Consider the following 26,347-nt stretch of genomic DNA (forward strand, 5'->3'; position numbering starts at 1 on the left):
AAATTTATATTAGTTATTTGGACCTATCATTTTACTAGGATCAACAAATTTGTCAAAGTCTTGCTCACTCACTAAACCCAGTTCCATAGCACTTTGTTTTAAAGAGATGCCTTTTTTGTGAGCATTTTTAGCAACTTTAGCAGCATTTTCATAGCCTATGTGAGGATTTAAAGCTGTTACTAGCATCAAAGAATTGTGAAGATTATAAGCTATTTTTTCATGGTTTGGTTCTATGCCTTTTGCACAATGTATATTAAATGAGTGCATAGCATCGGCTAATAAATCAAGACTTTGTAAGAAATTGTAAATAATCACAGGTTTAAATACATTAAGCTCAAAATTTCCTTGACTTGCTGCAAAACCTATAGTAGCATCATTACCCATAACTTGTACTGCAACCATAGTAATAGCTTCACACTGAGTAGGATTTACCTTACCTGGCATGATGGAACTTCCTGGTTCATTTTCAGGGATATTAAGCTCTCCAAGCCCGCATCTAGGACCTGAGGATAACCATCTTATATCATTTGCGATTTTCATCAAATTTGCTGCTAAACCCTTCATGGCTCCATGAGTAAAATTGATAGCATCATGGCTTGTTAAAGCATGAAATTTATTAGGACTTGAGATGAATTTTGTACCTATGAGTTTGCTTAATTCTTCACTGACTTTTTGGCTTAATTGCGCATGGGCATTAAGTCCTGTACCTACTGCTGTACCTCCTATGGCTAATTCTCTTAAAGTAGGTAAAGAAGAAAGAATTTGCTCTTTTGAGTGTAAAAGCATAGAAACATAGCCGCTAAATTCTTGTCCTAGGGTAAGAGGAGTAGCATCTTGTAAATGAGTGCGCCCTATTTTGATAATATCTTTAAATTCTTGTACTTTTTTTTCAAAAGTAGCAATAAGCTCATCAAGGGCTGGGATAAGTTTTTTTTCAACTTGCTCTACTGCAACAATACTCATGGCTGTTGGGAAAGTATCATTAGAACTTTGACTCATATTCACATGATCATTAGGATGGACACATTTTTGTTTACGAAAATCACCTTCTATGATTTCACTTGCACGATTTGCAATGACTTCATTGATATTCATATTGCTTTGCGTTCCTGATCCTGTTTGCCAAACTGCAAGGGGAAAATTATCATCAAATTTTCCTGCGATAATCTCATCACAGGCACGAACAATAGCATCTTTTTTAATATCGTCAAGTTTACCAAACTTGTTGTTTACTAAGGCTAGAGATTTTTTAAGATTTGCAAAAGCATAAATTAAAACCTTTGGCATCTTTTCACAACCGATTTTAAAATTTTCAAAACTTCTTTCAGTTTGTGCCCCCCAATACTTGTCGTTTGGGACCTTAATCTCACCCATAGTATCATGCTCGATTCTATATTCCATAGTATTTCCTTTGTAGAAAAATTGTATGATTCATTTAAACAAAAACTAGCATAAAACTAGCTTATAATTTAATATTTATGTATTTTAATTATTCTACTGTTACACTTTTGGCTAAATTCCTTGGCATATCTACATCATTTCCTAAGCGTATAGAAATTTCCATGGCCAAAAGCTGGGTAATTAGCATCATTTCAAAAAATTCACACATATAATGATCTTGTTTTGTTGTTAAAATCAAATCATCGCTTAAATCAAATTCTAAAGGAGAGATACTTAACACGGTAGAATCTCTAGCAATAAGTTCTTCAACATTAGACTTAGTTTTTTCATAAAGCATGTGTTTTGGCATTAAGGCTATGGTATAAAGTTTAGAGTCTGCTAAGGCTATAGGACCATGCTTCATCTCCCCTGCTGGATAACCTTCAGCATGCAAATAGGATAATTCTTTTAATTTCAAAGCCCCTTCTAAGGCTAAAGGATAAAACACATCTCTGCCTATGAAGAAAAAACCATGACCGTCTAAATAACGTTTAGATAAACGGTGGATTTTTTCATGCAAAGCTTGGTTTACCATGACGCATTTTGGAGTGTGTAAAAGGGCTTTAATTTCACTAGAAACATTAAAATTTCTTTTTTGTGCCATAAAAATAGCAAGCATCCACAAGGTTAAAACCTGAGTTGCAAAAGCCTTAGTTGATGCTACACCTTTTTCAATGCCTGCACGCGTTAAAAGACTTAAATGCGCCAAACGGACTATATTAGAATTATCTACATTGCAAATAGCAAAGGTTTTAGCTCCTTGTTCTTTTGCAATTTTTAAAGCTTCTAAGGTATCAGCTGTTTCTCCACTTTGAGAAATAACAATAAATAAAGCATGGGGTTTAATTAGGGCTTGCCTATAACGGAATTCACTAGCAATTTCTACCCTAGCTCTAACTTTTGCTATCCTTTCAAACAAATAAGCACTTGCCATTGCTGCATGATAACTTGTCCCACAAGCACATAAAGTGATTTCTTCTACTTGGTTTAAGTCTTCTTTTTGGAGTTCATCAAAAACCACTTCTTCACCTTGAATGCGACCCATTAACACTTCACTCATCACACGGCTTTGTTCATAAATTTCTTTTTCCATGAAAAAACGAAAGCCATCTTTTTTCGCATAAGCTTTATCTCCTAAAAGCTTAGAAAAACAAAGGGGTTTTAAAACATCATTTTCATAAATAACAAGTTCATCTTGATTGATATAACCTAAACTTAAATCTTCAAGATACATTACCTCATCGCAATTCCCTATTAAAGGAGCATTTCCTGAAGAAAAAAACCATTCTTTATTGGCATTTTTGCCGATAATCAAAGGTGCAGCATTTTTTGCAAAAAAGACACAATTGGGATCTTTTTTTGTGACCAAAAGGGTTGCAAAAGCTCCACGTAATTCTTTAATGGTTTTTTGCCAAGCCTTAAAGGCTTGCATTTCTTGTGCGTAAAATTCAAAAAGTCTTACAAGTACTTCTGTATCGGTTTGACTTAAAAAAGTTATACCTTGTTTTTCAAGTTTATCTTTAATTTCTTTATAATTTTCTATGATACCATTGTGAATCACGCAAGAATACTGTCCTAAATGCGGATGGGCATTAATCTCTGTTGGTTTTCCATGAGTTGCCCATCTTGTATGTCCTATAGCAAAACCATAACCCTCGCTTGTAAAATTCACGCATTTATTAGCCAAATTTTCAAGTTTTCCTACAGCTTTAAAAAAACTTAATTCCCCTTCTTTCATCACAGCTAAACCCGCACTATCATAACCGCGATATTCTAATTCTTTAAGTCCATTTAAAATGATTTGTTTTTTTTCATTATTTCCTATATAACCTACAATTCCACACATTTTTTACTCACTTATTAAGAAATTGATTAATTTTTGCTCATTTTGCATTAAATTTTCATCCTTTTGAAAAATAAAAATATTACGCGTTCTTTGCCTTATAGTTTGAATTTTAGCTGTGCATAAAACAAGTTTAAATTCATTAAAAGTATCCATTAAATACGCCATTAAACCTTGCTGATCTTTGGTATTAAGACCTAATTTAACATAATTTTTAGCATAAGTTAAATCTAATTTTAACTCGTCTTTTTTAATGATAGGCTTTTTGATTTTTTTTAAAGTTAAACTCGAAAGATTTGAATTTAAAAGCTCACAAAGCTTAAGTTTTTGTTCATCGCTAATGATATTATCATACTCAAATCTTAAATAAATTTTATTATCAAAAAGTTCAAAAAAATGCATAAAAATAAGATTTAAATTAGCCAAAGATCTTAAAACAATAGCAAGATTAAAAGAAAGTGGAGCTACGATTTGCAAACTAAGATTTATCTCATTGTTAAACCAAAATTTTAATTCATTATCTTTAGCTAATTTTGCAATAGCAACAATATCTTCAAAAGTATTTTTTATGATAAAAAGATTAGATTTTATATGCATGATTTTATCTTGCAATATGGCATCTTGATCTAAAAAAACCTTTGTTCTTTTTAAAGTTAATTCTTTTTTAACCCTTCTTGTGCTTTCTTCAAGTAAATTTTCATCTTCAAAACCTTGTTTTGCATTTTCTAAAAGCTTATCAAGAGATCTAAAATAAAAAGTATTAAAATGCAAAGCTTGTGCTTTTAGACGCGTTAAAGTGTATAAAAGTTCTAAATTTTCTAAATTTTCTAATTTTGAAACCAAAGCACTTATAATGATAGGATTATAAATATCTTCTTTTTCTACTAGATCTTTTAAGGCATTATTATTTTTAAAAATTTTAAGCCCAAATTCTAAAATTTCATTTTTTAAATCAAATTTATAACAATAAGCCCTATATATACTTGCTAAAGAAATTTCATTTTCATTTTCTATAGCGCTTAAAAGTATGACTAATTTTAAAATCATTTTTTTCTCAATGCTTAATTTTTTAAGCACTTCTAAATCATCTTGATATTTTTCAAATTCTTTTAACATTAAGAAAACTTGTTCATCAAAGGTATAATTTCCCTCTTCATCGCTTAAAAAACGCACTGTCCAAAAAGGTTTACACAAATCTTTTAAAATACCACTATCAAGCAAGAGTTTTAAAAGACAAAAACTGTGTTTTTTATAAAAAATTTTTCCAAAAAGTATCAAAGAATTTTCTATATCTTGCTTGGTATATTTTAAATTTTTTAATAAAAAAATCATATCAAGATCAAATTGTATAACTTGATCTTGAAGCTTTAATAGGTATTGTAAAAACTCAAAAAGGCTTTTAAATCGATATTTTTGTTTACAAACAGAAGAAAGTTGATCTTGCATTTGTTTTACTAAAAAATGAGTATAAAAACCTATAGTATGCATACTTTGTAAAGCTTTTTGTACTAAAAGCTCTTTTGCTTTAAAATGCTTTTTAGCTTTTTTATACATTAACTCGCTTAAATCACTCACATTAACAAGCAAAAACTCATCCTCATCTTTAGCATTTTGCAAATTCATGGCTGATTTTAAAGAAAGTAAAAAATCACTAGCCAAACGCAAATGACTTAAATTTTTTTCATCCATAAAATTTAAAGCATAATTTTTTGGAGAATTTTTAAAAAGAACAAGCAAACTTTCTAAAGACCTTAAATGGTTTAATCCTCCAAAATCTTTTTTAATATTAAATTCTTGCTTTATAAAAGGAATATCAAATTCCTTAAAATTTTCAAATAAAAGCTTTGCAAATTTATTTTTATGTTCTTTAAGGATACTATCAAATTTAGTCTTAACCTCTCTAAATAAAGGTTTAGACCCACATATAAAACGGGTTTGTATGATAGAAGTTTTAAGCGCATTACTAGCATTATAAAGCCCATTTAATTCTAAAGTAATAAAATCAATCTGCAAAGAAGCATCATTTAAAATTTCAATAAAAGCTTTAATAATAGGTTTTAAATGATAAGCTTTAATGTCTTTATAAACAAAGATTAAAGAAATGCTTTCATTAAAACAAAGACTATTACTTGCATAAGCTTTGCTTGCTAAAACACAAAAGGGAATATTATCATGTTGGGGTAAAAAATTTTCAAAATATTCTTTAAGAATGATTTCATAGGCTTTTTTTATAAAATAATCCATATTTTTAGAATGATATAAACTAAAAGCCCCTTGTTTAAGAAAAAATTTCCTACAACTTTGAGTATAAGAATGAAGATTTTTTTTAAAAAGTTCTAATTCCTTGCTTAACAAAACCTAATCCTTGCTTATTATATTATTCTTTATTGATAATCTTAACAAAAATATCTTTTATTTTGGCTTTTTCTATAAACTCTTTTTCAGTAAGCAAAAATTATAATGCTTTATTTAAAAACAATGAAAAGCGAAACATATGGAAATTTTACTTAACAAACTTGAAAATGAAGAAAGATTAAACGAAGAAGAAGCTAATGCTCTTTGGGATTTAGATCTTTTTACCCTAGGCAAGTACGCTCATAAAAAACGCACAAAACTTCATGGGAAAAAAGTATATTTTAATATCAATCGTCACATCAATCCTACTAATATTTGTGCAGATACTTGTAAATTTTGTGCTTTTTCAGCCCACCGTAAAAATCCTAACCCTTATATTATGAGTCATGAAGAAATTATGCAAATTGTTGATCAAACCGTAAAACGTGGAACAAAAGAAGTACATATTGTTTCAGCACATAATAAAAATACTAGCTGGCAGTGGTATTTAGAAATTTTTAAAATGATAAAAGATAAATATCCTTATATGCATGTAAAGGCTATGACTGCTGCTGAAATTGACTTTTTACATAGACATTTTAAAATGAGTTATGAAGAAGTAATAGAAAAAATGATTGAATATGGAGTTGATTCCATGCCTGGAGGAGGAGCTGAAATTTTTGATGAAACCATACGCAAGAAAATTTGCCATGGTAAAGTTAGTAGTCAAAACTGGATTAAAATCCATAAATTGTGGCATGAAAAAGGAAGACAAAGCAATGCTACCATGCTTTTTGGCCATATAGAAGAAAGAACTCATAGAATTGATCATATGTTAAGATTGCGTGCTTTGCAAGATCAAACTGGGGGTTTTAACGCTTTTATCCCTTTAGTTTGGCAAAAAAACAATAGCTTTATAAAAAGTGATAAAACCATGGATAGTGAAGAAATTTTAAAAACTATTGCCATTGCACGTTTAATTTTAGATAATATCAAAAATATCAAAGCTTACTGGGCTACAATGACTTTAAATTTAGCCATGGTAGCTCAAGAATTTGGGGCAAATGATTTAGATGGTACTATAGAAAAAGAAAGTATACAAAGTGCAGGAGGAGCAAAATCTTCTCAAGGCACAAATTTAAAAACTTTTATTGATATGATTAAAACCTCAAATCTCATTCCTGTAGAACGCGACAGTCTTTATAATGAACTTAAAATCTATTAAATGAGGTAAATATGCATATTTTCAAACTTCAAGAAAATAAAACAAATTTTAAAACTGAAATTATAGCAGGACTTACCACCTTTTTAGCTATGGTTTATATCATTCCTGTTAATTCTAGCATAGTAGGAAATACTGGTATGCCTATAGAAGCTTTAATCACTGCAACAGCTTTAATTAGCATTATTGCAAGTGCTTTTAATGCTTTTTTTGCTAATACCCCTATAGCTATGAGTGTAGGAATGGGACTTAATGCTTATTTTACTTTTACAGTTTGCTTAGGACAAAATATAGCTTGGCAAAGTGCCTTAGGGGCGGTTTTTATTTCTAGTATGATTTTTTTTATTCTTTCTTTTACTCGATTTCGCCTTTGGATTATTGCTAGTATACCTAAAGATTTACGCCTTGCAATTTGTGCTGGTATAGGTTGTTTTATCGCTTTTTTAGGTCTTAGTCAAATGGGTATTATTATACACAATAAAGACACTTTAGTAAGCATAGGAAATTTTAAAAGCACTTCTGTACTTTTTGGAATTTTCACCCTAGCTTTAATCATCTTTTTTTGGGCTATAAGATTGCGCGGAGTTTTTATTTTAGGAGTATTAATCAGTTCTATTATAGCTTGGATTTTTCATTTAGATCATGCAAGCTTTCCTACACAAATTCTTTCTTTACCTAATTTTAGCTCAGAAGATGGCTTAGGATCTATTTTTTTAAAACTAGATATTAAAAGTGCTTTAAATATTAGCATGATACCTATTATTTTAACCTTTTTCATTACCCAACTTTTTGATAGCATAGGAACGATTACAGGTATAGGTGAAAGGGGTAAAATTTTTGATAATCCTGAAAATGGAGAAAAAAAACTAGGTAAAACCTTAATAGCAGATGCAACAAGTTCAGCCTTAGGATCTATAGTAGGCACTTCTACAGTAACAGCTTTTGTTGAAAGCTCTACAGGAGTTGAAAGTGGAGGTAGAACAGGACTTAGTGCTTTAGTTGTTAGCATTTGTTTTATTTTTACCCTATTTTTACTACCGCTTTTTAAAGCCATACCTGCAAATGCGATTTATCCTGTACTTACTATGGTAGGTATTTTAATGTTTATGGAAGTAAAAAATATCAATTTTCAAGATAGTGCTATAGCAGTAGCTAGCTTTTTTACTATTACCATGATGCCTCTTACTTATTCTATCACTACAGGTTTTGCTTTTGGCTTTATTTCTTATTTGCTAGTAAGAATTTTTAAACGCGAATGGGATAAAATTAATATTGGCATTATAGTTTTAAGTTTAATTTCCTTAGGAAATTTTTTACTTATTGCCTTACAATAAACAAGGAAAAACAAGGAAAAACAATGATTTTCTACTCTTACGATGAATTTAAAGAAGATGTTAAAGTCTTAGCTAAAGAGATTAAAAAAGATTTCAATCCTGGTGCGCTTTTAGCTATAGCAAGAGGCGGTATGAGTTTAGGACATTCTTTAGCTGTTGCTTTACAAACACGTCAACTTTTCACTCTTAATTCTATTCATTATAATGATACTACAAAACTTGATACTATTGAAATTTTTAATATACCCGATCTTAGCAAGTATAAAAAAGTTTTACTTATAGATGATATTGTAGATAGTGGAGAAAGTTTAAGTGAAATTAAAAAAGTACTGCTTGAAAAATTTCCTCATATACAATTAAAAATTGCAAGTATTTTTTATAAAAATAGTGCTCTTTTAATACCTGAATTTAAAATCAAAGAAGCTAAAGAATGGGTAAATTTTTATTGGGATATAAATATTGATTAGAATATGTTATAATATATTCAAATTGTTAGGAGTTTTTATTTGAAATTCAGTTTTATATCTTTTGTTTTATTTTTCTTTGTGGTCTTTTCTTTTGCCAAAGAACAAGATTTAAATGATTTTGAACAAGAATATAAAAACTACCAAGTTTATGATCCGCTTTTAGAATATAATAAAGCTATGACAAAATTTAATGTGGCTTTGTATGATTATGGTTTTAACCCTATACTTAAAGGTTATAATGCTATAGTTCCCAAATTCATACGCATAGGAGTAAGGAATTTTTTTGATAATTTATTTTCCCCTTTGCGTTTCATAGGTAATCTTTTGCAATTTAAATTTAAAGAAGCTCAAGAAGAATTGAAAAGATTTAGCGCTAATACTCTCATGGGTTTTGGAGGATTGATAGATCTTGGAAGCAAAATGGGGCTTAAAAAACACCCTGCTGATTTAGGAACAGTTTTAGGACATTGGGCTATAGGGGGTGGTTTTCATCTTGTTTTACCTATACTTGGACCAAGTAATTTAAGAGATACTCTTATTTTACCTAGCATTTGGTATGCTAATCCTAGTGCTTATCTTAATCCTACTTGGTTAAGCGTAGCTACAAGTGCTTATGCTTTTGGAAATGAGCTTAGTTTTAGACTCAATGAAATTGATGAAATTTATCACAATACTCCAAATCTATATCCATTTTTACGTGATGCATATGAACAAAGACGCAATGAACTAAGTAAATAAGGAGCAAGAATGAAAAAGATTTTTTTAATTTTGGCTTTATGTTTAAATACTTTTGCCTTACCTTTGGACGCAATTTCTAATACCATGCAAAAAAATATCGATGAAAGTTTAAAATTTTTGCAAAATAGTAAAGAAAATAAAAAAGAAGCTGCGGATAAAATTTTTGCACTTTTTAACGATATAATTGATTATAAATTAATGGCAAAGCTTAGCCTTTCAAAAAATTATTTCCAACTAAGTTCTCAAGAACAAGAACAATTTTCTCTAGCTTTTGAATCAAGCCTTAAAAAAAGTTTCACTGATAAATTAAGTCTTTATAAAGATCAAATTTTAAAAGTTAAAAAAGGTGAATTAAAAAATGAAAACCGTTATTTTTTAAATGCTTCTATGATAGTAGATGGAGAAGAAAAAAACATAGTCTTTAAATTTTATAATGATAATAATAACTGGCTTATTTATGATATAGATGTTTTAGGTGTTAGTATAGTACAAACTTATAGATCACAATTTAAAGATATTTTAGCGCATCAAGGTTTTGATTCTTTACTTAAAAAATTAGAAAATATTACCTTAGAATAATGTTTGCAAAATTTCTAAAATTATTCATATTGCATCCAAAAAGTACTTTTTTTGGGACTTTATTTCTTTGTATATTTTTAAGTTTTTTTGCCTTTAAACTTGATATAGATGCAAGTGCTGAGAGTTTACTTTTAGAAAATGATCCTGATTTAAAAACCTTTAGAGAAATTTCAAAAAACTATAAAAACGATAATTTTTTATTGCTAGCCTTTAAACCCTATGATGAAAAACCTTTTTCAAAACAAAATCTAGCCAAATTAACAAAACTGCATCAAGCGCTAGAACAAGCTCCTTTGGTTGAAAGGGTTTTTAGCATCATCAATGCTCCCTTGCTTCAAAGTTCTCAAAACACGGATTTAAAAAAACTTTTAGATAATATCCCAAATATTACAAGCAAAGATATCAATCTTACTAAAGCCCAAAATGAAATTATAAACAGTCCTTTTTATAAAAACAATATCATTTCAAAAGATGCTAAAATCACTGGGCTTATTATTTATTTACAAACTGATGAAGTTTATAATAAACTTATAGAAAAACGTGACCTTACTCAAGATGAAACAGAAAAAAATCAAATACGTTTAGCCATAAAAGAACATCAAAACAAACAAAAAGTCATTACAAAACATAGTTTAGATACGATTAAAAATATCATCAAAGACTATCAAATACAAGGCGATGCACTCTATCTTGGCGGGGTTAGCATGATAGCTGATGATATGATAAATTACATCAAATCTGATCTTTTAATTTATGGAGTCTTGCTTGTATTTTTACTAGGACTTGCGCTTTATTATTTTTTTCGCTCATACTTTTTTGTTTTTTTAGCTCTTTTTATTTGTTTTATAAGTTTAAGTGCTGCAAGCGGACTCTTTACTCTTTTAAAATTTCAAATCACAGTCATTTCATCAAACTATGTTGCTTTACTTTTAATCATTACTTTAAGCATAGTTGTACATTTAATCACGCATTTTATACAAATAAGTACACGTTATACTAAGGCTAGTATTCAAAATTTAGTACTTCAAACCTTACTTGCAAAAGCAAAACCTAGTCTTTATGCTATTATCACCACCATGATAGGATTTTTATCTTTAATATTTTCCCATATAGAGCCTATTATTAAACTTGGTATGATGATGAGCATAGGCATAGTTTTAGCACTCATTTTAAGTTATTTGTTTTTAGCTAGTATTTTAGTTCTTACAAAACCAAAAATCAGCCATAAAAAAGAAATACGTTTAAATTTTTTAATCTTTTGTGCTAAAACCAGCCTTGATAGCAAAAAACGTTATATAATTTATGGAATTTGTATTTTTGTGATTATTTTAGCTTTATTTGGCATATCAAAACTTAGAGTAGAAAATTCTTTTGTGAACTATTTTAAAGACAGTAGTGATATTAAAAAAGGACTTTTAGTTATTGATAAAAATTTAGGCGGGACCTTGCCTTTAGAAGTGATTGTTGAATTTAAAAAAAATACAAATAATCAAAATACTAATGATACTTTAGATAGTTTTGAAAATGAATTTGATAATTTAGCCAAAGAAGATACGTATTGGTTTGATTCTGAGAAAATACGCATAGCTCAAAAAGTTCACAATTTCTTAGAAAAGCAAGAATTTGTAGGTTCAGTTTTAAGTTTAAATAGTCTTTTAAGCTTAGGAAAAAAGATCAATAATGGCAAAGATTTAGATGATTTTACCCTTGCTTTTTTAAATGAAAATCTACCTTCTCAATTCAAACAAGATTTGCTTTCACCTTTTGTGAATATAAAACACAATCAATTAAGATTTAATATGCGTATTGTTGATTCAAATCCTTATTTAAAACGCAATGAATTTCTTATAAAACTTAAAAAACAACTCCATGAACTTTTAAAAGATGATGGGGTTATAATACAAGTTACAGGCATTATGGTGCTTTATAATAATATGCTTCAAAGCCTTTTTTCATCACAATTTGATACTCTTGCTTTTGTGATTTTGGCTATTTTTATACTTTTTATCATTGTTTTTAAAGATTTAAAATTTTCTCTTATTGCTATTTTGGTTAATGTTATCCCTTTAAGCTTAGTTTTTGCTCTTATGGGATTTTTTAACATCCCTCTTGATATGATGAGTATTACTATAGCTGCTATAAGTATAGGTATAGGTATAGATGATGCTATACATTATATCTACCGTTTTAAAGAAGAAATCAAAAAAAACAATATAAAACAAGCCATTATAAACTCACATCTTAGCATAGGATCAGCACTTTATTATACTACTATAAGCATAGTTTTGGGTTTTAGTGTCATGATGAGTAGCAATTTCATCCCTACAATTTATTTTGGAATTTTAACCGTTTTTGTGATGATTTTACTTTTAAGTGGAAGTTTATTTTTACTTCCAAGCTTTTTAATCAGTTTTTATTCTCAAAAAGCCAAGGGTTAAACCTTGTTAAAATGATTTTCTTTTATTTAACATTTTTAAAATGATTTTCATGAGTTCTAAAGCTTTAAAACGATGAGAAATATGATTTTTTTCCTGTGCATTTAATTGAGCTAAAGTTTTATCATATCCTTTTGGGATAAAAAGAGGATCATAGCCAAAACCATTTTTACCCTTTGGTGTGTCAATCACACATCCATGCATACTCCCATGTACACTAAACTCACCTTCTAAACCCACTAAAGCAAGAGCTGCTACATAGTGGGCTTTACTTTGCTTAAAACCTTTTTTTGCCATTTCACTTATGAGTTTATTACGATTATTTTTATCATCTCCTTGGGAACTAAAACGAGCTGAATAAATACCTGGTTTTCCTTCTAATACATCAACACAAATACCACTATCATCACTTAAAACAAAAAAATTCTTTTTTTGTTCCTTATTTAAGGCATCAAACACTGCTCTTGCTTTAATTAAAGCATTTTCTTTAAAACTTTTACCATTTTCTTCAATCTCAAAAGTTTGTAAAACTTCATCAAAAGCATAAAGATCAAAATCTTTTAAAATAGCTTTTAATTCTAAAACCTTATGTTTATTACTCGTAGCTAGGACAATTTTCATCCAAAAAACTCCCAAATAATATCAAAATAAATATAATTTTATATCATTTATCCTTGCAGCTAGCTTTTAATTAGAAAAAGACACGATTGCGTTAATCAACACTTAATGCATTTCATAGTAAAATTATCCTAATTTTTAATTTCAAATTTAATAGGAAATTGATAATGTTAAATCAAGTTTTACCCTTGTCTTTTATAGTTGGGACAAGATTTTTTGGGCTTTTTATAGTTTTGCCCGTTTTAAGTCTTTATGCTTTAAAGCTCGAAGGTGCAAATGATTTTTTGGTAGGATTTTTAGTAGGTATTTATGCTTTAATGCAAATGATTTTACAAGTTCCTTTTGGAATTTTAAGCGATAAAATCGGACGTAAAAAAACCATGCTTATAGGACTTATTATTTTTATCATAGGTTCTTTAATTTGTTCTTTTGCAGACAATATTTATACTATGTTATTAGGAAGGATGTTACAAGGTTCAGGAGCCATTGGGGCTGTAGCAACTGCTATGATAAGTGATTTTATCACAGAAGAAAATCGCGCTAAAGCTATGGCAATAATGGGAGCTTTTATAGGACTTAGTTTTGCAGCTTCTATGGTGATTTCTCCTTTAATGAGTGCAAAATGGGGTCTATCTAGTCTTTTTGATCTTAGTGCAGCCTTATCACTTTTGTGTATTATTTTACTTTACACTGTAGTGCCTAAAGAAAATAAAATCTCGCATGAAAATAAAAAAACACCTTTTTTTCATCTTATTAAACAAAAAAATTTAAGCATGATGAATTTGACTAATTTTATGCAAAAAATGCTTATGAGTATAACATTTTTAAGTATTCCTATCATTTTGGTACAACATTTAAATTTTAATGCAAATAAACTTTGGATTATTTATAGTATTGCTATGATTGTAGGTTTTATTGCTATGGGTTTTGCTGGAAATTTAGGTGAAAAAAAAGGTTTAGCAAAGTCCATTTTACTTTGGGGTATTATCTTTTTCACACTTTCTTATATTTGTTTTACATTTTATCATTCTATAATATTTTTTATTATAGCTATTATGATCTTTTTTATAGGTTTTAATTTACACGAACCTATTATGCAAAGTTGTGCTTCTAAATTTTGCAAAGTTCATGAAAAAGGTGCGGCTTTAGGAATTTTTAATGCCGTTGGATACGCTGGAAGTTTTATAGGCGGCATGGTTGGGGGAATTTTTTTACACTTAGATGCTTTAAATATTTTAGCCATTATTTTAGCCATTTTGTGTGTATTATGGTTTGTCATTTTACTTTTCTTAAAAAATCCTTCTGAATTTAAAAATCTATATTTACCTTTAGAAACACCTTTAAATTTTACAAGTTTTAGTCAAAATCTAGGCATTGTAGATATTTATAAAAATTCTAAAAACCTTGTAATTAAATTTGATAGTAAGCTTATAACTGCAAAAGTATTGGAAGAAAAATTAAAACAAAATGTCTAATTTTTTCCTAAACTCATGGCTTTAATCATCACTTTTGCTTTACAATCTGGACAACAATAAAGGGTTTTTATCTTATACTCATCATTGCCAAATTTAGGCTTCATTAAATTGGCAATTTTTTCTACTACTTTTTTAGTTGCAAATTCCTTAGCGCATTCTATACAAGCAAAAAGTTCATCTTTAGCCATTACTTGATATTGAAAATATGAAGGATTAAACTCCATACCACAACGCACAAGCTTTAAAGTGTCTTTTTCAGCACAGCTTAACTCACAATATCCACAGGTTGTACAAAGCGAAGCATTAAATTTTAAAGCATTTTCCTTAGCATCAGCAATCAAAGCCCCCACATTGCAAGATCCTACACAAGAAAGACAAAGCGTACAAGTATTAGGATTAATTTCTATTTTACCATATCTTAACCACTCACCACTCTCCACCTTACCAAAGTCTTCATTGGCTATCATGTATTGCATTCTTTTTGAAAAATTTTCTCTTGTAGTTAAAGTATTATTATGAAAATCAAATTGCAAATCTTTAATGAATTCTTGTTCTTTTAAAAACTTTTGCAATTCTTCTTGGTTATGAGCTATAAAAATAGCTTTTTTTTGAAATTTTCTCCTAAAAAAAGTATTTAACAAATTTATAGCTTCCTTACTTCCAGGTGAGACAAAATCTGTATAAAAGATTAAATTTGCCCCGCTACTTTGCAAAAGGGTTAAAAAATGCATAGAAGAAAGCCATTTTTCTCCTTCTATCATAAAAGGCAAAATATCTTTTGGTAAAACAAGCTCTAAATTTTCTAAAGCCATCTTTTTAGGAATAATTAAAACTTTCTTATCTTTATAAAATTTACAAAGTTCAAAAAAACTCTCTTTGGGCATAGGAGCATAATCAAGTGATCCACTAGGGCAAACACTAATACATCCACCACAACCTAAACAATCTATTTGAGAAAATTCTAAATGTTTATTCTCATCATCTTTTAAAATGGCTACTGTAGGACAAATTTGAACACATTTTGCACAATGCTCGCTACGCCTTTGATGATACTGGCACACACTAGCATCATAAGTAATATAAGTTTTATAATCATATTGAGGGCTTTTAGTTTTTAAAAATTCTAATACTTGTTCATGACTTTTAAAATGAGTAAGATTATAACACCCACTTTGTCTTGTAAAATCTTCACGTAAAGTATTTAAATCCTGGGTTTGAAACAATAAAAAATCAAAATCAAGCTCTAATTCTTGATCTTGAGTTTTAACTATAGCACAAAGCTCACCCACACTACCAAAAACAGCTAAAATTTCTTCATTTTTCAAGGCAAGAACCTTAAAATCATGCATTTTTAAAAATTCCACCCATTCATCATTTACATCAACTAAAACAAGGCGATTTTGCACTTCTTTACTTTGTTCTAAATCAAGACCTAAATCATAAGCAAGAGCTCTTATTTTATAAAGTTTTAAAACATTTTCACTTTTTTGTAAGACCTCATCTTGGGAATTTTTAAGATAAAAATTAATTTCTGGAGCATAAATTTGTGCTTTTTGGTTTTTATCATTTGAAATTAAAACTTCTTTATCACTTACTTGATCTAAAATATCGATAGTATCAGGTAAAGGGATTAAAACATCATTTTTTATATAGACAAAATCTTGCATTATCATCCTTTTAAAAGATCATTTTATAAATTCTATGTTAAAATAGCCAAATATTTTCTTAAGGCTTAAGATGAACAAATTAAGGAATTTTCCTCAAATTAATACTCTTATTCATGATGAAACTTTAAAATCTTATCCTTTTTATATCAAAGCATTTTTTTGCAAAAAAGTTGTTCATGAATATAAAAACAATCTCACGCAGCATGAAAATTCTAAAGAAAATCTTCTTATACAAATAAAAAAAGAAATTCATGCTTTTTACCGCAAAGATTTACAAAGTGTAATCAATGCAAGCGGGGTTGTTATCCATACTAATCTTGGTAGAAGTGTGATTGATAAAAGAATTTATCAAGCCTGTGAAGAAACACTTTGTAATTATTCTAATGTGGAATTTGATTTACAAACAGGAAAAAGAGGATCACGCTATGCCTTAGTGCTTGAAAAACTTAAAATGCTTTTTGAATGCGAAGACGCCTTAATAGTTAATAATAATGCTGCAGCAGTTTTTTTAGTGCTTCATTCACTTTGTTTTAACAAAGAAGTTATAAGCTCAAGAGGAGAACTTGTAGAAATTGGCGGGAGTTTTCGCATACCAGAAGTTATCAAGGCTGCAGGGGTTAAACTTTGCGAAGTAGGCACTAGCAATAAAACGCATTTAAAAGACTATGAACAAGCTATCAATGAAAACACAGCTTTAATTTTAAAAACACATAAATCTAACTTTGCCCTTATGGGTTTTCATAGCGAAGTTAATATCAAAGATTTATATCTTTTAGCTCAGGAAAAAAATATTTTAACTTATTATGACCTAGGATCTGGTTGGTGTGAAAATTTAAATAAAACATTAACAAAAAATGAGCCTAAGATAAAAAAAATAGTGCAAGAATGTGATATTTTAAGTTTTAGCGCAGATAAAATTTTTGGAAGTGTGCAAGCTGGAATCATACTTGGAAAAAAAGAACTCATAGAAAAACTTAAGCAAAACCATCTTTTAAGAATGCTAAGAGTGGATAAATTTACCCTATCTTTTCTTAATGAAAGTCTTAAAGCTTATCTTGAAAAAAATTATGAAAAAATCACAACCCTTAAACTTTTAAATGATGATTTATCAAACATTAAAAATAAAGCTTTAAAAACACAAGAAAGGCTAAAATACAAAACCGTTTTAAAAAATAGCAAAAGCTTAGTAGGAGGAGGTTGTATGCCTGATAAAAGCTTAGATACCTATGCTTTATCATTTCAAGGAGATGCCTTAAGATTACAAGCTCAATTTAGAAACAAAAATATCATAGGGCGTATAGAAAATAATGAATTTTTACTTGATTTTAGAAGCATAAAAGAAGATGATATAAAAAAACTTATTGATACGATAAATCAAATGGATCTTTCATGAATTCACTCATCATAGGAACAGCAGGACATATTGATCATGGAAAAACTTCACTCATTAAAGCTTTAAATGGTTTTGAAGGCGATAGCTTAAAAGAAGAACAAGAAAGACAAATTACTATTCATTTAAGCTTTTCAAATCTTAAAATTAAAGATAAAAATATTTCTTTTATTGATGTACCAGGACATAAAGATCTGATAAAAACTATGGTTAGTGGTGCTTTTGGGTTTAGTGCTTGTTTATTTGTTGTAGATATTAATGAAGGTTTAAAAGAACAAAGCTTAGAACATTTAGAAATCTTAAAAATTTTAAATATCACAAATATTATTTTAGTTTTAAGCAAATGCGATCTTTGTGAAGACATACCTCAAAAAACTAAACAGATTTTACATGATATAAATTCATTCAATTATCCCATTATAAAAGTATTTCATACAAGCATAAAAAACCATCATGGTATAGAAGAATTAAAAAATTATTTATATCATATGAAAAACAAATACAGTGATGAAGAATACATTTTTCGCTATTATATAGATAGGGTTTTTTCTTTAAAAGGTATAGGAACTGTTGTTACAGGAAGCCTAAACGAAGGAAGTATTGCTCTTCATGAAAAAATCATTTGCCTTGACACTCAAAAAGAACTCATCATTAAAAACATACAAAATCATGATACCAATGTAGAAAAAATAAAAGCTTATAATCGTGTAGCTTTGAGTTTAAATTGCGATTATAAAGAATTAAAAAAGGGTTATTTACTCAGTAAAAAAGGTTATTTTAAAGCCTTTAAAGAATGCGATGCCTTAGTGAACGCCAAAAAACTAGACAATAGTATGATGATTTTTTGTGTGGGATCAAGATTGATTGAATGCAAGGTCAAAATTTTAAAAACATTAGATAAGGATGAATTTTTTGCACATTTTAGCTTTAATAAAAATGTTTTTTTAAGTTTTAATGAATCTTTTATTTTATTACAAAATAACCGCGTTATAGGTGGAGGTAGGGTTTTAAATCCTTTAAGCGAACCTTTAAAAAAAGAACAAAAAAATCAATTTTTAATCTTTTTAAAAAATCAAGATTTCAAAAGTGCTTTTTCCTTTTTAAAAGATACGCACAAACATGGATTTGGTTTGCTTTCAAGCTATCAAAGATTTAAACTTTCTCATCAAAAAGCCTTGGAATTAGCTCAAGAATTAGATGAAGTTTTTGTTGATAAAAAAAATCTTAATGTTTATGCCTTACAAAGTCTTAATGAAATTAAAAAATTTATCCATTTTATACTAAATAAAAATCCTTATGCTATGCTTTCAGCCCATTCTTTAGCCTTAAGAATAAATTGGGCAAGTGAAAGTTTTTGTGAACTAGCCTTAGAACAAATGTCTAATTTACTTGATTTTCAAAATGGAGTTTATTTTAAAAAAGGTATTAATTTTGAAAAACTTCAAGAAAAAAATAATCAAGAGATCTATGAAATTTTAAAAAAACAAGGTATAAAACCCCAAGCTCCTTATAATCTTTATGAATTTTTAGAACTTGATAGAAAAAGTGGAGATAATATACTTAAAAAACTTACCCAAAAAGGTTTGGTAATCAGACTAGCACATAATCTTTTTATAGAAAAACAAGCTCTTGAAACACTCATGCAAACTTGTCTTCATTTATTAAAAAATCAAAGCCTTGATGTACAAAACATGAAAGAACACTTTAATCTTTCAAGAAAATATGCTATTGCATATTTAGAATACTTAGATCATTTTCCTCAAGTTAGTAAAGAAGGAGAAAAAAGAATTTTAACAAATATTTAGAAAATCATTATAAAATTCAATAATATTTTATTTTTAAGGATTGAAAAATATGAAAAAATTAAGTCTAATTTTAATCTCTTGTGCGTCTTTATTTGCCGCTAGCAATACAGAAATTAGTGATTTTTACTCAAAAAATATCAAATCACAATTTCCAAGTGCTGTTATTAGTGTAGGAAATCGTCAAAAAGTTGGCGATACAGGTTTTGAAAGTGTGATTGTAAGTGTTGAACTCAATGGTCAAAAACAAGAAAATATTCTTTTTACAAAAGATAATATCATAACCCCTGATCTTATTGATTTAAAAAATGGTATTTCTTATGCCCAAGATTATGAAATGAAAAAATTTCAAGAAGCTAGAGAAAATTTTACCAAAAATGCTAAGGCGGTAGCTCAAAAAGAAAGTATGATTGTTGCTTTAGGTGATAAAAAAAAGCCAGCTATTTATGTGTTTACAGATCCTGAATGTCCTTATTGTAGAGATCATTTAGCTCGCATTGAGGATGATCTTAAAAATTATCAAGTTAATTATATTTTAACCCCTATACATGGCAAATCGGCTTTTGAAAAATCAGCTTTAATTTATAAAGAAACAAAAAAAGCAAAAAGCGATAAAGAAAAAATTGTTATTTTAAATAAATATTATGATCCAGATATTAAAAATTATCCAAAAGTAAGTGATGCTGAATTAAAAGAAGTGGTTTCTTTATACGAAAAATATCGTTCATTAGGACTAAATGCCACTCCAACGGTCATTAAATAAACTTTTATCTAGCACTCTTTATAGGTACTAAAAATTAAACTCTTTGTTAAAACTTAATATAAAAATGAAATTTAGAGCTAATGAGGTTTTAATATCATAAAAACCCAAAAAAACTTTTTGGGTTTTAAACAATTAAGCAAAATAAGATTTAATTTCTTCTATCCAAGCATCAATTCTTGCTTCAGTTTGATCTTCTTGATTGTCATTATCAAGTGCAAGTCCTACAAATTTATCATCTACAACTGCATCACTTGATTCAAAAGTATACCCTTGAGTTGAAACACTTCCTACTAAATTAGCACCTGCATTTTTTAAATTTTGAGCTAATTTACCCATACCTCCACAAAAAGTATCAGAATAACTTTCACTATCACCCATACCAAAAACAGCTACAGTTTTTCCATTAAGACTAAGACCTGAGAAATCAAAACCATCCCAATCATCTTGTAAATCTCCACTTCCCCAAGTTGAAGTTCCACAAATTAATTTATCATAAGAATTGATTTTTGCTGCATCAATATCTGCAATATTTAATACATCTTCAATTCCAAGTTTTGAAGCAATAGTATTTGCTGCTGCTTCTGTATTTCCCATGGCACTACCATATATAACCGCTGCTGACATTATTTTTCTCCTTTATAAGTTTTTGATATTTTATACAAGAGTAATTTTAACATAGTTTTTGTTTAAATCATACAAAAAATGTTTTATTTCAAATCAAATATATAAAAATCTACATTTTATGGATAAAAATCATAAAAAAATTGATACAAAATTACAATTTATCGAATTTAATTTCTTAAACAAATTATAATCATGATTTTTAAGCAAATATGCAAGATTTATAAGTCTTTATAGAATTAAAAAAATATAAATTATTTTTATTATTTAAATTTTAAGATTTATTAAAATTATTTAAAAACATAATAAATCAATTTTTAAAAAATTTATAGATCAACAAAAGATGATAAATATGTTTTTTAACAATATACCAAAAAATTACTAGAATTTTTGGTATATTAAAAAATCAAGCAAAATTTTCTATTTTTTAACTGGTATAAAAATTTAAACTTTATTACAAGAAAATTCTTTCTTAAGATTAAAAATCTTACAATACTCACAATACACACAACTCACACTTCTTTTAGCACAAACTAATGGAATTTTACGCTTTTTAGCTTCATTTTTAATTTTTTTCATAGTATTGTGATTTAAAAAACTCGTTAACATAACTATACATTCTATATCATAAGGGATTGGTTTACGATTAACTCTATTTTCATTACGCGCATCCCAATGTTGTATTTTTTTAACACCTAAATCATACAAAACGGCTTTAATAGGACTTATTTCATCCGCACCAATAACTAAAACTGACATAAAATTCTCCTTCACTAAAATTTTACAAATATATTTTGATAATTATTATTATAATATAAAAAAACTAAATTTATTTTAAAATTTATTATCAATTAAAATCTCTTCTTATTCAGTTATTTTTAATTTATTTGTAGGTATAATTTTTTACCTAATAAAAATTATTAATTAATAGGAGAAAATATATAATGAAAAAATTAACTAATGACTTCGGAAATATTATAGCCGACAATCAAAATTCTTTAAGTGCAGGTGCAAAAGGCCCTTTACTTATGCAAGATTATCTCTTACTTGAAAAACTTGCTCATCAAAATAGAGAAAGAATACCAGAGCGTACTGTACATGCTAAAGGAAGTGCAGCTTATGGTGAATTAAAAATTACTGCTGATTTATCTGCTTATACAAAAGCAAAAGTATTCCAAAAAGGAGAAACTACTCCACTTTTATTACGTTTTTCAACAGTTGCAGGTGAAGCAGGAGCAGCTGATGCTGAACGCGATGTTCGTGGCTTTGCTATCAAATTTTATACCAAAGAAGGCAATTGGGATCTAGTAGGAAATAATACTCCAACTTTTTTCATTCGTGATGCATATAAATTCCCTGATTTTATCCATACTCAAAAAAGAGATCCAAGAAATCACTTAAGAAGCAATAATGCTGCATGGGATTTTTGGACTTTATGCCCTGAAAGCTTACACCAAGTAACTATTTTAATGAGTGATAGAGGAATTCCTGCAAGCTATCGTCATATGCATGGTTTTGGAAGCCATACTTATAGCTTCATCAATGATAAAAATGAAAGATTTTGGGTAAAATTCCATTTTAAAACCCAACAAGGAATCAAAAATCTTACTAATAAAGAAGCAGCTGAAATTATTGCTAAAGACAGAGAAAGTCACCAAAGAGATCTTTATACTGCAATAGAAAACAAAGATTTCCCAAAATGGAAAGTACAAGTACAAATTCTTGCTGAAAAAGATACAGATAAACTAGGATTTAATCCTTTTGACTTAACTAAAGTTTGGCCTCATTCTATAGTTCCTTTAATGGATATAGGAGAAATGGTTTTAAATAAAAATCCAGAAAATTACTTCAATGAAGTAGAACAAGCAGCTTTTAGCCCTAGCAATATCGTTCCTGGTATAAGCTTCAGTCCTGATAAAATGTTACAAGCTAGAATTTTCTCTTATCCTGATGCACACAGATATAGAATAGGAACCAACTACCATCTTTTACCAGTAAATCGTGCAAGAAGCGAAGTAAATACTTATAATGTAGCTGGTGCTATGAATTCTGATACTTATAGAAATGGTGCAGCTTATTATGAGCCAAATAGTTGCGAAGAAAGTCCAAAAGAAGACAATAGCTATCTTGAACCTGATTTAGCTTTAGAAGGTACAGCAAAAAGACACGCTCCACTTGACAATGATTTTTACACTCAACCAAGAGCTTTATTTGATCTTATGAGCGATGACCAAAAAAATCAACTTTTTGAAAATATCGCTGCTTCAATGGAAGGTGTGGATGCTAAAATCATTCAAAGAGCTTTAGATCATTTTGAAAAAATTTCACCTAGCTATGCAGCTGGAGTAAAAAAAGCTTTAGGCTAAAATGATTTTTACTTGCCACTTAAAAAGTGGCAAACTAAAGATTATTATTAAGGAAATATAATGGTAAGTCTTAGTATAGAAGAAGAAAAAAGATTTGAACAACTTTGCAAGATGGCTTTTAATTTTGCAAGAAACAATGAATGTGAAAACCTTAAAATTATGATAGAAGCAGGTTTAAGTGTAAATTTAAAAACTCATAAAGGTGATAGCTTACTTATGCTTGCAGCCTATAATAATTCTTATGAAACAGCTCAAATGCTCTTAGAAAAAGGAGCTAAAGTGGATGAAAAAAATGATCGCGGTCAAACTCCTTTAGCTGGAGTTTGCTTTAAAGGTTATTTACCCATGTGCGAACTTTTAGTTAAGCATGGGGCAAACATTGATGAAAATAATGGCTTAGGAATGACACCTTATGGCTTTGCCATTATGTTTGGACGTAAAGATATTGCTGAATTTTTACTTAAAAAATCTAAAAATAACTTTTTCAAAAAGATAAGTTTAAAAATACTCCAATTTATAAAAAAATCTTAAATTATTTTTTAAATTTTTTCAGATACCTATATACACTAGGTTCTGAAATTTTCAAAAATTTCGCTACTATAGGTACAGCTCCTTTGATATTAAAAATACCTTTTTCATATAATTTTTCAGCAATTTCTTCTTTTTGTGCTATACTTAATTGATAATCAGAATTTAAATAACTTGGATCCACGCTTTGTATTAAAATATCTTCTATAGAATGACTTAATGTTTCTATACTATGAGAATCATTATGAGAATAAGTGATATTCCCTAAAATTTCACTCATATCATCTATTTTTTCTAGATCTATCATCTTGCATATCAAATCTCTCATGATACTAGTATCATGATTAATACATAAAATACCTACTAATTTATCATGATTTTTAATAAAAAATGTAGAACCTCTAATTAATTTTGACTTTCCAACAAGGGCTTTATAATCACATAAAAAATCTTCTTCTAAATATTTTTTATTTTGTATAAGTTCGCTTGCAAAAGCAGTCAAAGGGGAATTTAAATCTCTCCCACTAATATGACTATTAGCTATTGCTGCTAAATACACTCCATCTTTTGCAACTACATGAAAAACTATTTCATATTGTGCTCCCAAAACTTCTCCTAAAAAATGTGTTAGCTTTATAAATTGTTGTTTTTGTGCTTCATCCATATAATGCCTTCAATAAAATCTCAAATATATATTCAATTCTACTATTTATAGTTTAAAACATTTCTTAAAAATAAAATTTTATTATTATAATAATAAAGTATTGACAAATTATTATTATAATAATAAAATATATTCTATGTAAATTTATAAAAAGGAGAACTCATGTCAAATTATCCAAAAGCTATAGGTCCATATTCAGTGTATAAAGAAGCAAATGGACTTTTATTTATATCAGGACAACTTCCTATTAATCCTAACTCAGGCGAAATTGAAAGTTTAGACATTAAAGGACAAACCCAACAAGCCCTTGAAAATATTGGTGCCATTTTAGAAGAAAATGGTATTAGCTATGATAAGGTTATTAAAACCACTTGTTTTTTATCTGATATCAATGACTTTTTAGCATTTAATGAAGTTTATGCAACATTTTTTAAAGATCCTTATCCAGCAAGAAGTGCTTTTGCTGTAAAAGATCTACCAAAAGGAGCTAAAATAGAAATAGAGCTTATCGCACAAAAAAATTAATCATCATAAACAGTTTTTTATGAATGATGTTTCATTGATTAATTTTTTATAAATATTGTATGAGAAATTTATAAAAAGCTAGAATTAATGCATTTGCTATTATGAAAAGTTTTAATATATCCAATGTTTATATTTTGATAAATTTTTTTAAAAACAAGATGTTTTTGATTTGTTTTTTACTTGCTTAAATTATCATCAAACATTAATTATGAAAACTATCATTAATACACTTGCTTAAAATCATAACAGGTTTTAGAAAAATGTGTGCTGGAAAACCGGTAAATTAACTTATTATTACAAAACTACTTGATTATAGCTTTGTAATAATAATGAGTTTAAGTCTAATATCAAAAAAGGGAAAAAATGAATTCAAAAACTAAACTTATCCATTGCGGTAGGGGTGAGAAAAGCGTTGAAGCAAAATCAGTTAATCCCACAATTATGCGTGCATCAACTATACTTTTTAAAGATCATGCTACTTATGAAAAATATAAAAAATTAAGAGAAAATGAACGTGTTTTAAGTTATGGAGCTAGAGGAACTGCAACGAATTTTGAACTTGAAAAACTTATTTGTTCTCTTGAAAATGGCTATAGAGCTCAACTTTTTCCAACAGGGCTAGCTGCACTTGCAATGGTACTTTTAAATTATGCAAGCAAAAATGCTCATTTTCTAATCACTGATGCAATTTATGGGCCTGTTAGAACTATTTGCGAATTATTTTTAGAAAAAATAGGAATTGAAATTGACTTTTTAAAAGCTGATGCAAGTGATGTAGAAGAAAAAATCAAACCCAATACAAAACTTATCTTATGTGAAAGTCCAGGTTCTATACTTTATGAGATTATAGATTTGCCAAAACTTTGCAAAATCGCTCATTCTCATAATATACCCGTAGCAATCGATAATACTTATTCTAGCGGCTATCTTTTAAATCCTTTAGATCTTGGAGCTGATATTTCAGTTATTGCTGCTACAAAATATCTTAGCGGACATTCAGATGTAACTATGGGTATAATCATTATCAATGAAAAAGAATGGAAAAATTTCAATAAACTTCCAGAAGCCTTAGGTTTTACAACAAGTCCTGATGATGTTTATTTAGTACTTCGAGGCATGAGAACACTAGATATAAGAATAAAAGCTCATGAAAAAAGTGCTGATGAAATTGTCAATTTTCTACAAACAAGAAAAGAAATTAAAACTATTTTTTATCCAAAACTAAAAACCCATCCTAATCATGAAATTTTTATGCGTGATCACAAGGGCGCTAATGGGATGATTACCATTGAATTTAATGATAATTATACTAAAGATGATGCTATTAAATTTGTAGATAACTTAAAATACTTTGCTATAGGTGATAGCTGGGGTGGTTATGAAAGCTTAGCTACAGTAACCACCCCACCAAGAACAGCTACAAATTGGAGTCAAAGAGGTCCTTTTGTAAGATTTCATATAGGACTTGAAGATTTTCAAGATTTGATTACTGATTTAATACAAGCTTTTGATACAATTAAAAAATAAACAAATATA

Annotated in this window: 22 protein-coding genes; 14 read left to right on the plus strand and 8 right to left on the minus strand. The window is 28.4% G+C overall.

All coding sequences use genetic code 11. The features are described from left to right. Positions 1–9 precede the first annotated feature (9 nt). From fumC to A2J15_RS04615, 3 genes are all read right to left on the minus strand, one after another. Entirely contained in the window at positions 10–1,401 is a 1,392-nt protein-coding gene (gene fumC, locus A2J15_RS04605; RefSeq protein ID WP_066777022.1) for a class II fumarate hydratase, read from the minus strand. A gap of 88 nt (positions 1,402–1,489) precedes the next feature. Continuing rightward, positions 1,490–3,286 carry a glutamine--fructose-6-phosphate transaminase (isomerizing) gene (glmS, locus tag A2J15_RS04610; protein ID WP_066777018.1) on the minus strand — a complete coding sequence of 599 codons (1,797 nt, stop codon included), beginning with the start codon at positions 3,284–3,286 and terminating at the stop codon, positions 1,490–1,492. Between the two features lie 3 nt (positions 3,287–3,289). Continuing rightward, positions 3,290–5,638 carry an ACT domain-containing protein gene (locus tag A2J15_RS04615; protein WP_066777014.1) on the minus strand — a complete coding sequence of 783 codons (2,349 nt, stop codon included), beginning with the start codon at positions 5,636–5,638 and terminating at the stop codon, positions 3,290–3,292. Positions 5,639–5,777: 139 nt separating this feature from the next. Here A2J15_RS04615 and mqnE point away from each other — a divergent pair, with 139 nt between their 5' ends. From mqnE to A2J15_RS04645, 6 genes are read left to right on the plus strand one after another with little or no spacing between them, the layout of a single operon-like run. After that, complete coding sequence (gene mqnE / locus A2J15_RS04620; protein ID WP_066777011.1) at positions 5,778–6,842, plus strand: aminofutalosine synthase MqnE; 1,065 nt, start codon at positions 5,778–5,780, stop codon at positions 6,840–6,842. Between the two features lie 11 nt (positions 6,843–6,853). After that, positions 6,854–8,173: an NCS2 family permease gene (locus tag A2J15_RS04625; protein WP_066777008.1), complete on the plus strand. Its 1,320-nt coding sequence runs from the start codon at positions 6,854–6,856 to the stop codon at positions 8,171–8,173. A 23-nt stretch (positions 8,174–8,196) separates the two neighbouring features. Further along, on the plus strand, positions 8,197–8,640 hold the full coding sequence (locus A2J15_RS04630; protein WP_066777004.1) for a phosphoribosyltransferase: 444 nt from the start codon (positions 8,197–8,199) through the stop codon (positions 8,638–8,640). 39 nt (positions 8,641–8,679) lie between these two features. Continuing rightward, the gene (locus A2J15_RS04635) at positions 8,680–9,378 is read left to right on the plus strand and encodes an MlaA family lipoprotein (protein WP_066777001.1); all 699 of its coding nucleotides are present in this window, start codon (positions 8,680–8,682) and stop codon (positions 9,376–9,378) included. Positions 9,379–9,387: 9 nt separating this feature from the next. Further along, the gene (locus tag A2J15_RS04640; protein ID WP_066776998.1) at positions 9,388–9,957 is read left to right on the plus strand and encodes a Tgt2/MlaC family protein; all 570 of its coding nucleotides are present in this window, start codon (positions 9,388–9,390) and stop codon (positions 9,955–9,957) included. Beyond that, positions 9,957–12,395, plus strand: coding sequence for an efflux RND transporter permease subunit (locus tag A2J15_RS04645; RefSeq protein WP_066776994.1), 2,439 nt, complete (start codon positions 9,957–9,959; stop codon positions 12,393–12,395). Before A2J15_RS04640 ends, A2J15_RS04645 begins: the two co-directional genes overlap by 1 nt. Before the next feature lie 6 nt (positions 12,396–12,401). Here A2J15_RS04645 and rdgB read toward each other — a convergent pair whose 3' ends face one another. Then, complete coding sequence (gene rdgB / locus A2J15_RS04650) at positions 12,402–13,013, minus strand: RdgB/HAM1 family non-canonical purine NTP pyrophosphatase (protein ID WP_066776991.1); 612 nt, start codon at positions 13,011–13,013, stop codon at positions 12,402–12,404. A gap of 164 nt (positions 13,014–13,177) precedes the next feature. Here rdgB and A2J15_RS04655 point away from each other — a divergent pair, with 164 nt between their 5' ends. Next, positions 13,178–14,485 (plus strand): MFS transporter, encoded by a 1,308-nt coding sequence (locus A2J15_RS04655; RefSeq protein WP_066776988.1) that lies wholly within the window; start codon positions 13,178–13,180, stop codon positions 14,483–14,485. Here A2J15_RS04655 and A2J15_RS04660 read toward each other — a convergent pair. Beyond that, on the minus strand, positions 14,482–16,152 hold the full coding sequence (locus A2J15_RS04660) for a 4Fe-4S dicluster domain-containing protein (RefSeq protein WP_066776985.1): 1,671 nt from the start codon (positions 16,150–16,152) through the stop codon (positions 14,482–14,484). The two genes, A2J15_RS04655 and A2J15_RS04660, sit on opposite strands and share 4 nt — an antisense overlap. A 70-nt stretch (positions 16,153–16,222) precedes the next feature. On the opposite strand from A2J15_RS04660, the gene selA reads away from it, so the two are divergent. The 3 genes from selA to A2J15_RS04675 are packed head-to-tail and all read left to right on the plus strand — an operon-like array spanning position 16,223 to position 20,107. Beyond that, positions 16,223–17,545 (plus strand): L-seryl-tRNA(Sec) selenium transferase, encoded by a 1,323-nt coding sequence (selA, locus tag A2J15_RS04665; RefSeq protein WP_066776981.1) that lies wholly within the window; start codon positions 16,223–16,225, stop codon positions 17,543–17,545. After that, positions 17,542–19,347 carry a selenocysteine-specific translation elongation factor gene (selB, locus tag A2J15_RS04670; protein WP_066776978.1) on the plus strand — a complete coding sequence of 602 codons (1,806 nt, stop codon included), beginning with the start codon at positions 17,542–17,544 and terminating at the stop codon, positions 19,345–19,347. The genes selA and selB overlap by 4 nt, the downstream gene beginning before the upstream one ends. Positions 19,348–19,396: 49 nt before the next feature. Beyond that, complete coding sequence (locus A2J15_RS04675; protein WP_066776975.1) at positions 19,397–20,107, plus strand: bifunctional thiol oxidoreductase; 711 nt, start codon at positions 19,397–19,399, stop codon at positions 20,105–20,107. 132 nt (positions 20,108–20,239) lie between these two features. On the opposite strand, the gene fldA is transcribed toward A2J15_RS04675, so the two are convergent. Both fldA and A2J15_RS04685 read right to left on the minus strand, forming a co-directional pair. Continuing rightward, a complete protein-coding gene (fldA, locus tag A2J15_RS04680; RefSeq protein ID WP_066776971.1) occupies positions 20,240–20,731 on the minus strand; it encodes a flavodoxin FldA in 492 nt (163 codons plus the stop codon). Positions 20,732–21,172: 441 nt separating this feature from the next. After that, the gene (locus A2J15_RS04685) at positions 21,173–21,487 is read right to left on the minus strand and encodes a DUF2325 domain-containing protein (protein WP_066776962.1); all 315 of its coding nucleotides are present in this window, start codon (positions 21,485–21,487) and stop codon (positions 21,173–21,175) included. A 185-nt stretch (positions 21,488–21,672) separates the two neighbouring features. Here A2J15_RS04685 and A2J15_RS04690 point away from each other — a divergent pair, with 185 nt between their 5' ends. Both A2J15_RS04690 and A2J15_RS04695 read left to right on the plus strand, forming a co-directional pair. After that, positions 21,673–23,094: a catalase gene (locus tag A2J15_RS04690; RefSeq protein WP_066776959.1), complete on the plus strand. Its 1,422-nt coding sequence runs from the start codon at positions 21,673–21,675 to the stop codon at positions 23,092–23,094. Between the two features lie 60 nt (positions 23,095–23,154). Further along, complete coding sequence (locus tag A2J15_RS04695; RefSeq protein ID WP_066776956.1) at positions 23,155–23,625, plus strand: Cj1386 family hemin-binding protein; 471 nt, start codon at positions 23,155–23,157, stop codon at positions 23,623–23,625. Between the two features lies 1 nt (position 23,626). On the opposite strand, the gene A2J15_RS04700 is transcribed toward A2J15_RS04695, so the two are convergent. Next, positions 23,627–24,286 (minus strand): helix-turn-helix transcriptional regulator, encoded by a 660-nt coding sequence (locus A2J15_RS04700; protein WP_066776953.1) that lies wholly within the window; start codon positions 24,284–24,286, stop codon positions 23,627–23,629. 162 nt (positions 24,287–24,448) lie between these two features. On the opposite strand from A2J15_RS04700, the gene A2J15_RS04705 reads away from it, so the two are divergent. After that, a complete protein-coding gene (locus tag A2J15_RS04705; protein ID WP_066776950.1) occupies positions 24,449–24,811 on the plus strand; it encodes a Rid family detoxifying hydrolase in 363 nt (120 codons plus the stop codon). A gap of 363 nt (positions 24,812–25,174) precedes the next feature. Continuing rightward, complete coding sequence (locus A2J15_RS04710) at positions 25,175–26,338, plus strand: trans-sulfuration enzyme family protein (protein ID WP_066776939.1); 1,164 nt, start codon at positions 25,175–25,177, stop codon at positions 26,336–26,338. Positions 26,339–26,347: the final 9 nt, after the last annotated feature.

Source organism: Campylobacter hepaticus (assembly GCF_001687475.2).
GTDB classification, from domain to species: domain Bacteria; phylum Campylobacterota; class Campylobacteria; order Campylobacterales; family Campylobacteraceae; genus Campylobacter_D; species Campylobacter_D hepaticus.

What these genes read in the sequence shown, in the direction of transcription:
- fumC (WP_066777022.1), bottom strand. Translation starts at nt 1,401, where the DNA reads ATGGAATATAGAATCGAGCATGATACTATGGGTGAGATTAAGGTCCCA.
- glmS (WP_066777018.1), bottom strand. Translation starts at nt 3,286, where the DNA reads ATGTGTGGAATTGTAGGTTATATAGGAAATAATGAAAAAAAACAAATC.
- mqnE (WP_066777011.1), top strand. Translation starts at nt 5,778, where the DNA reads ATGGAAATTTTACTTAACAAACTTGAAAATGAAGAAAGATTAAACGAA.
- A2J15_RS04625 (WP_066777008.1), top strand. Translation starts at nt 6,854, where the DNA reads ATGCATATTTTCAAACTTCAAGAAAATAAAACAAATTTTAAAACTGAA.
- A2J15_RS04630 (WP_066777004.1), top strand. Translation starts at nt 8,197, where the DNA reads ATGATTTTCTACTCTTACGATGAATTTAAAGAAGATGTTAAAGTCTTA.
- A2J15_RS04640 (WP_066776998.1), top strand. Translation starts at nt 9,388, where the DNA reads ATGAAAAAGATTTTTTTAATTTTGGCTTTATGTTTAAATACTTTTGCC.
- A2J15_RS04645 (WP_066776994.1), top strand. Translation starts at nt 9,957, where the DNA reads ATGTTTGCAAAATTTCTAAAATTATTCATATTGCATCCAAAAAGTACT.
- rdgB (WP_066776991.1), bottom strand. Translation starts at nt 13,013, where the DNA reads ATGAAAATTGTCCTAGCTACGAGTAATAAACATAAGGTTTTAGAATTA.
- A2J15_RS04655 (WP_066776988.1), top strand. Translation starts at nt 13,178, where the DNA reads ATGTTAAATCAAGTTTTACCCTTGTCTTTTATAGTTGGGACAAGATTT.
- A2J15_RS04660 (WP_066776985.1), bottom strand. Translation starts at nt 16,152, where the DNA reads ATGCAAGATTTTGTCTATATAAAAAATGATGTTTTAATCCCTTTACCT.
- selA (WP_066776981.1), top strand. Translation starts at nt 16,223, where the DNA reads ATGAACAAATTAAGGAATTTTCCTCAAATTAATACTCTTATTCATGAT.
- selB (WP_066776978.1), top strand. Translation starts at nt 17,542, where the DNA reads ATGAATTCACTCATCATAGGAACAGCAGGACATATTGATCATGGAAAA.
- A2J15_RS04675 (WP_066776975.1), top strand. Translation starts at nt 19,397, where the DNA reads ATGAAAAAATTAAGTCTAATTTTAATCTCTTGTGCGTCTTTATTTGCC.
- fldA (WP_066776971.1), bottom strand. Translation starts at nt 20,731, where the DNA reads ATGTCAGCAGCGGTTATATATGGTAGTGCCATGGGAAATACAGAAGCA.
- A2J15_RS04685 (WP_066776962.1), bottom strand. Translation starts at nt 21,487, where the DNA reads ATGTCAGTTTTAGTTATTGGTGCGGATGAAATAAGTCCTATTAAAGCC.
- A2J15_RS04690 (WP_066776959.1), top strand. Translation starts at nt 21,673, where the DNA reads ATGAAAAAATTAACTAATGACTTCGGAAATATTATAGCCGACAATCAA.
- A2J15_RS04695 (WP_066776956.1), top strand. Translation starts at nt 23,155, where the DNA reads ATGGTAAGTCTTAGTATAGAAGAAGAAAAAAGATTTGAACAACTTTGC.
- A2J15_RS04700 (WP_066776953.1), bottom strand. Translation starts at nt 24,286, where the DNA reads ATGGATGAAGCACAAAAACAACAATTTATAAAGCTAACACATTTTTTA.
- A2J15_RS04705 (WP_066776950.1), top strand. Translation starts at nt 24,449, where the DNA reads ATGTCAAATTATCCAAAAGCTATAGGTCCATATTCAGTGTATAAAGAA.
- A2J15_RS04710 (WP_066776939.1), top strand. Translation starts at nt 25,175, where the DNA reads ATGAATTCAAAAACTAAACTTATCCATTGCGGTAGGGGTGAGAAAAGC.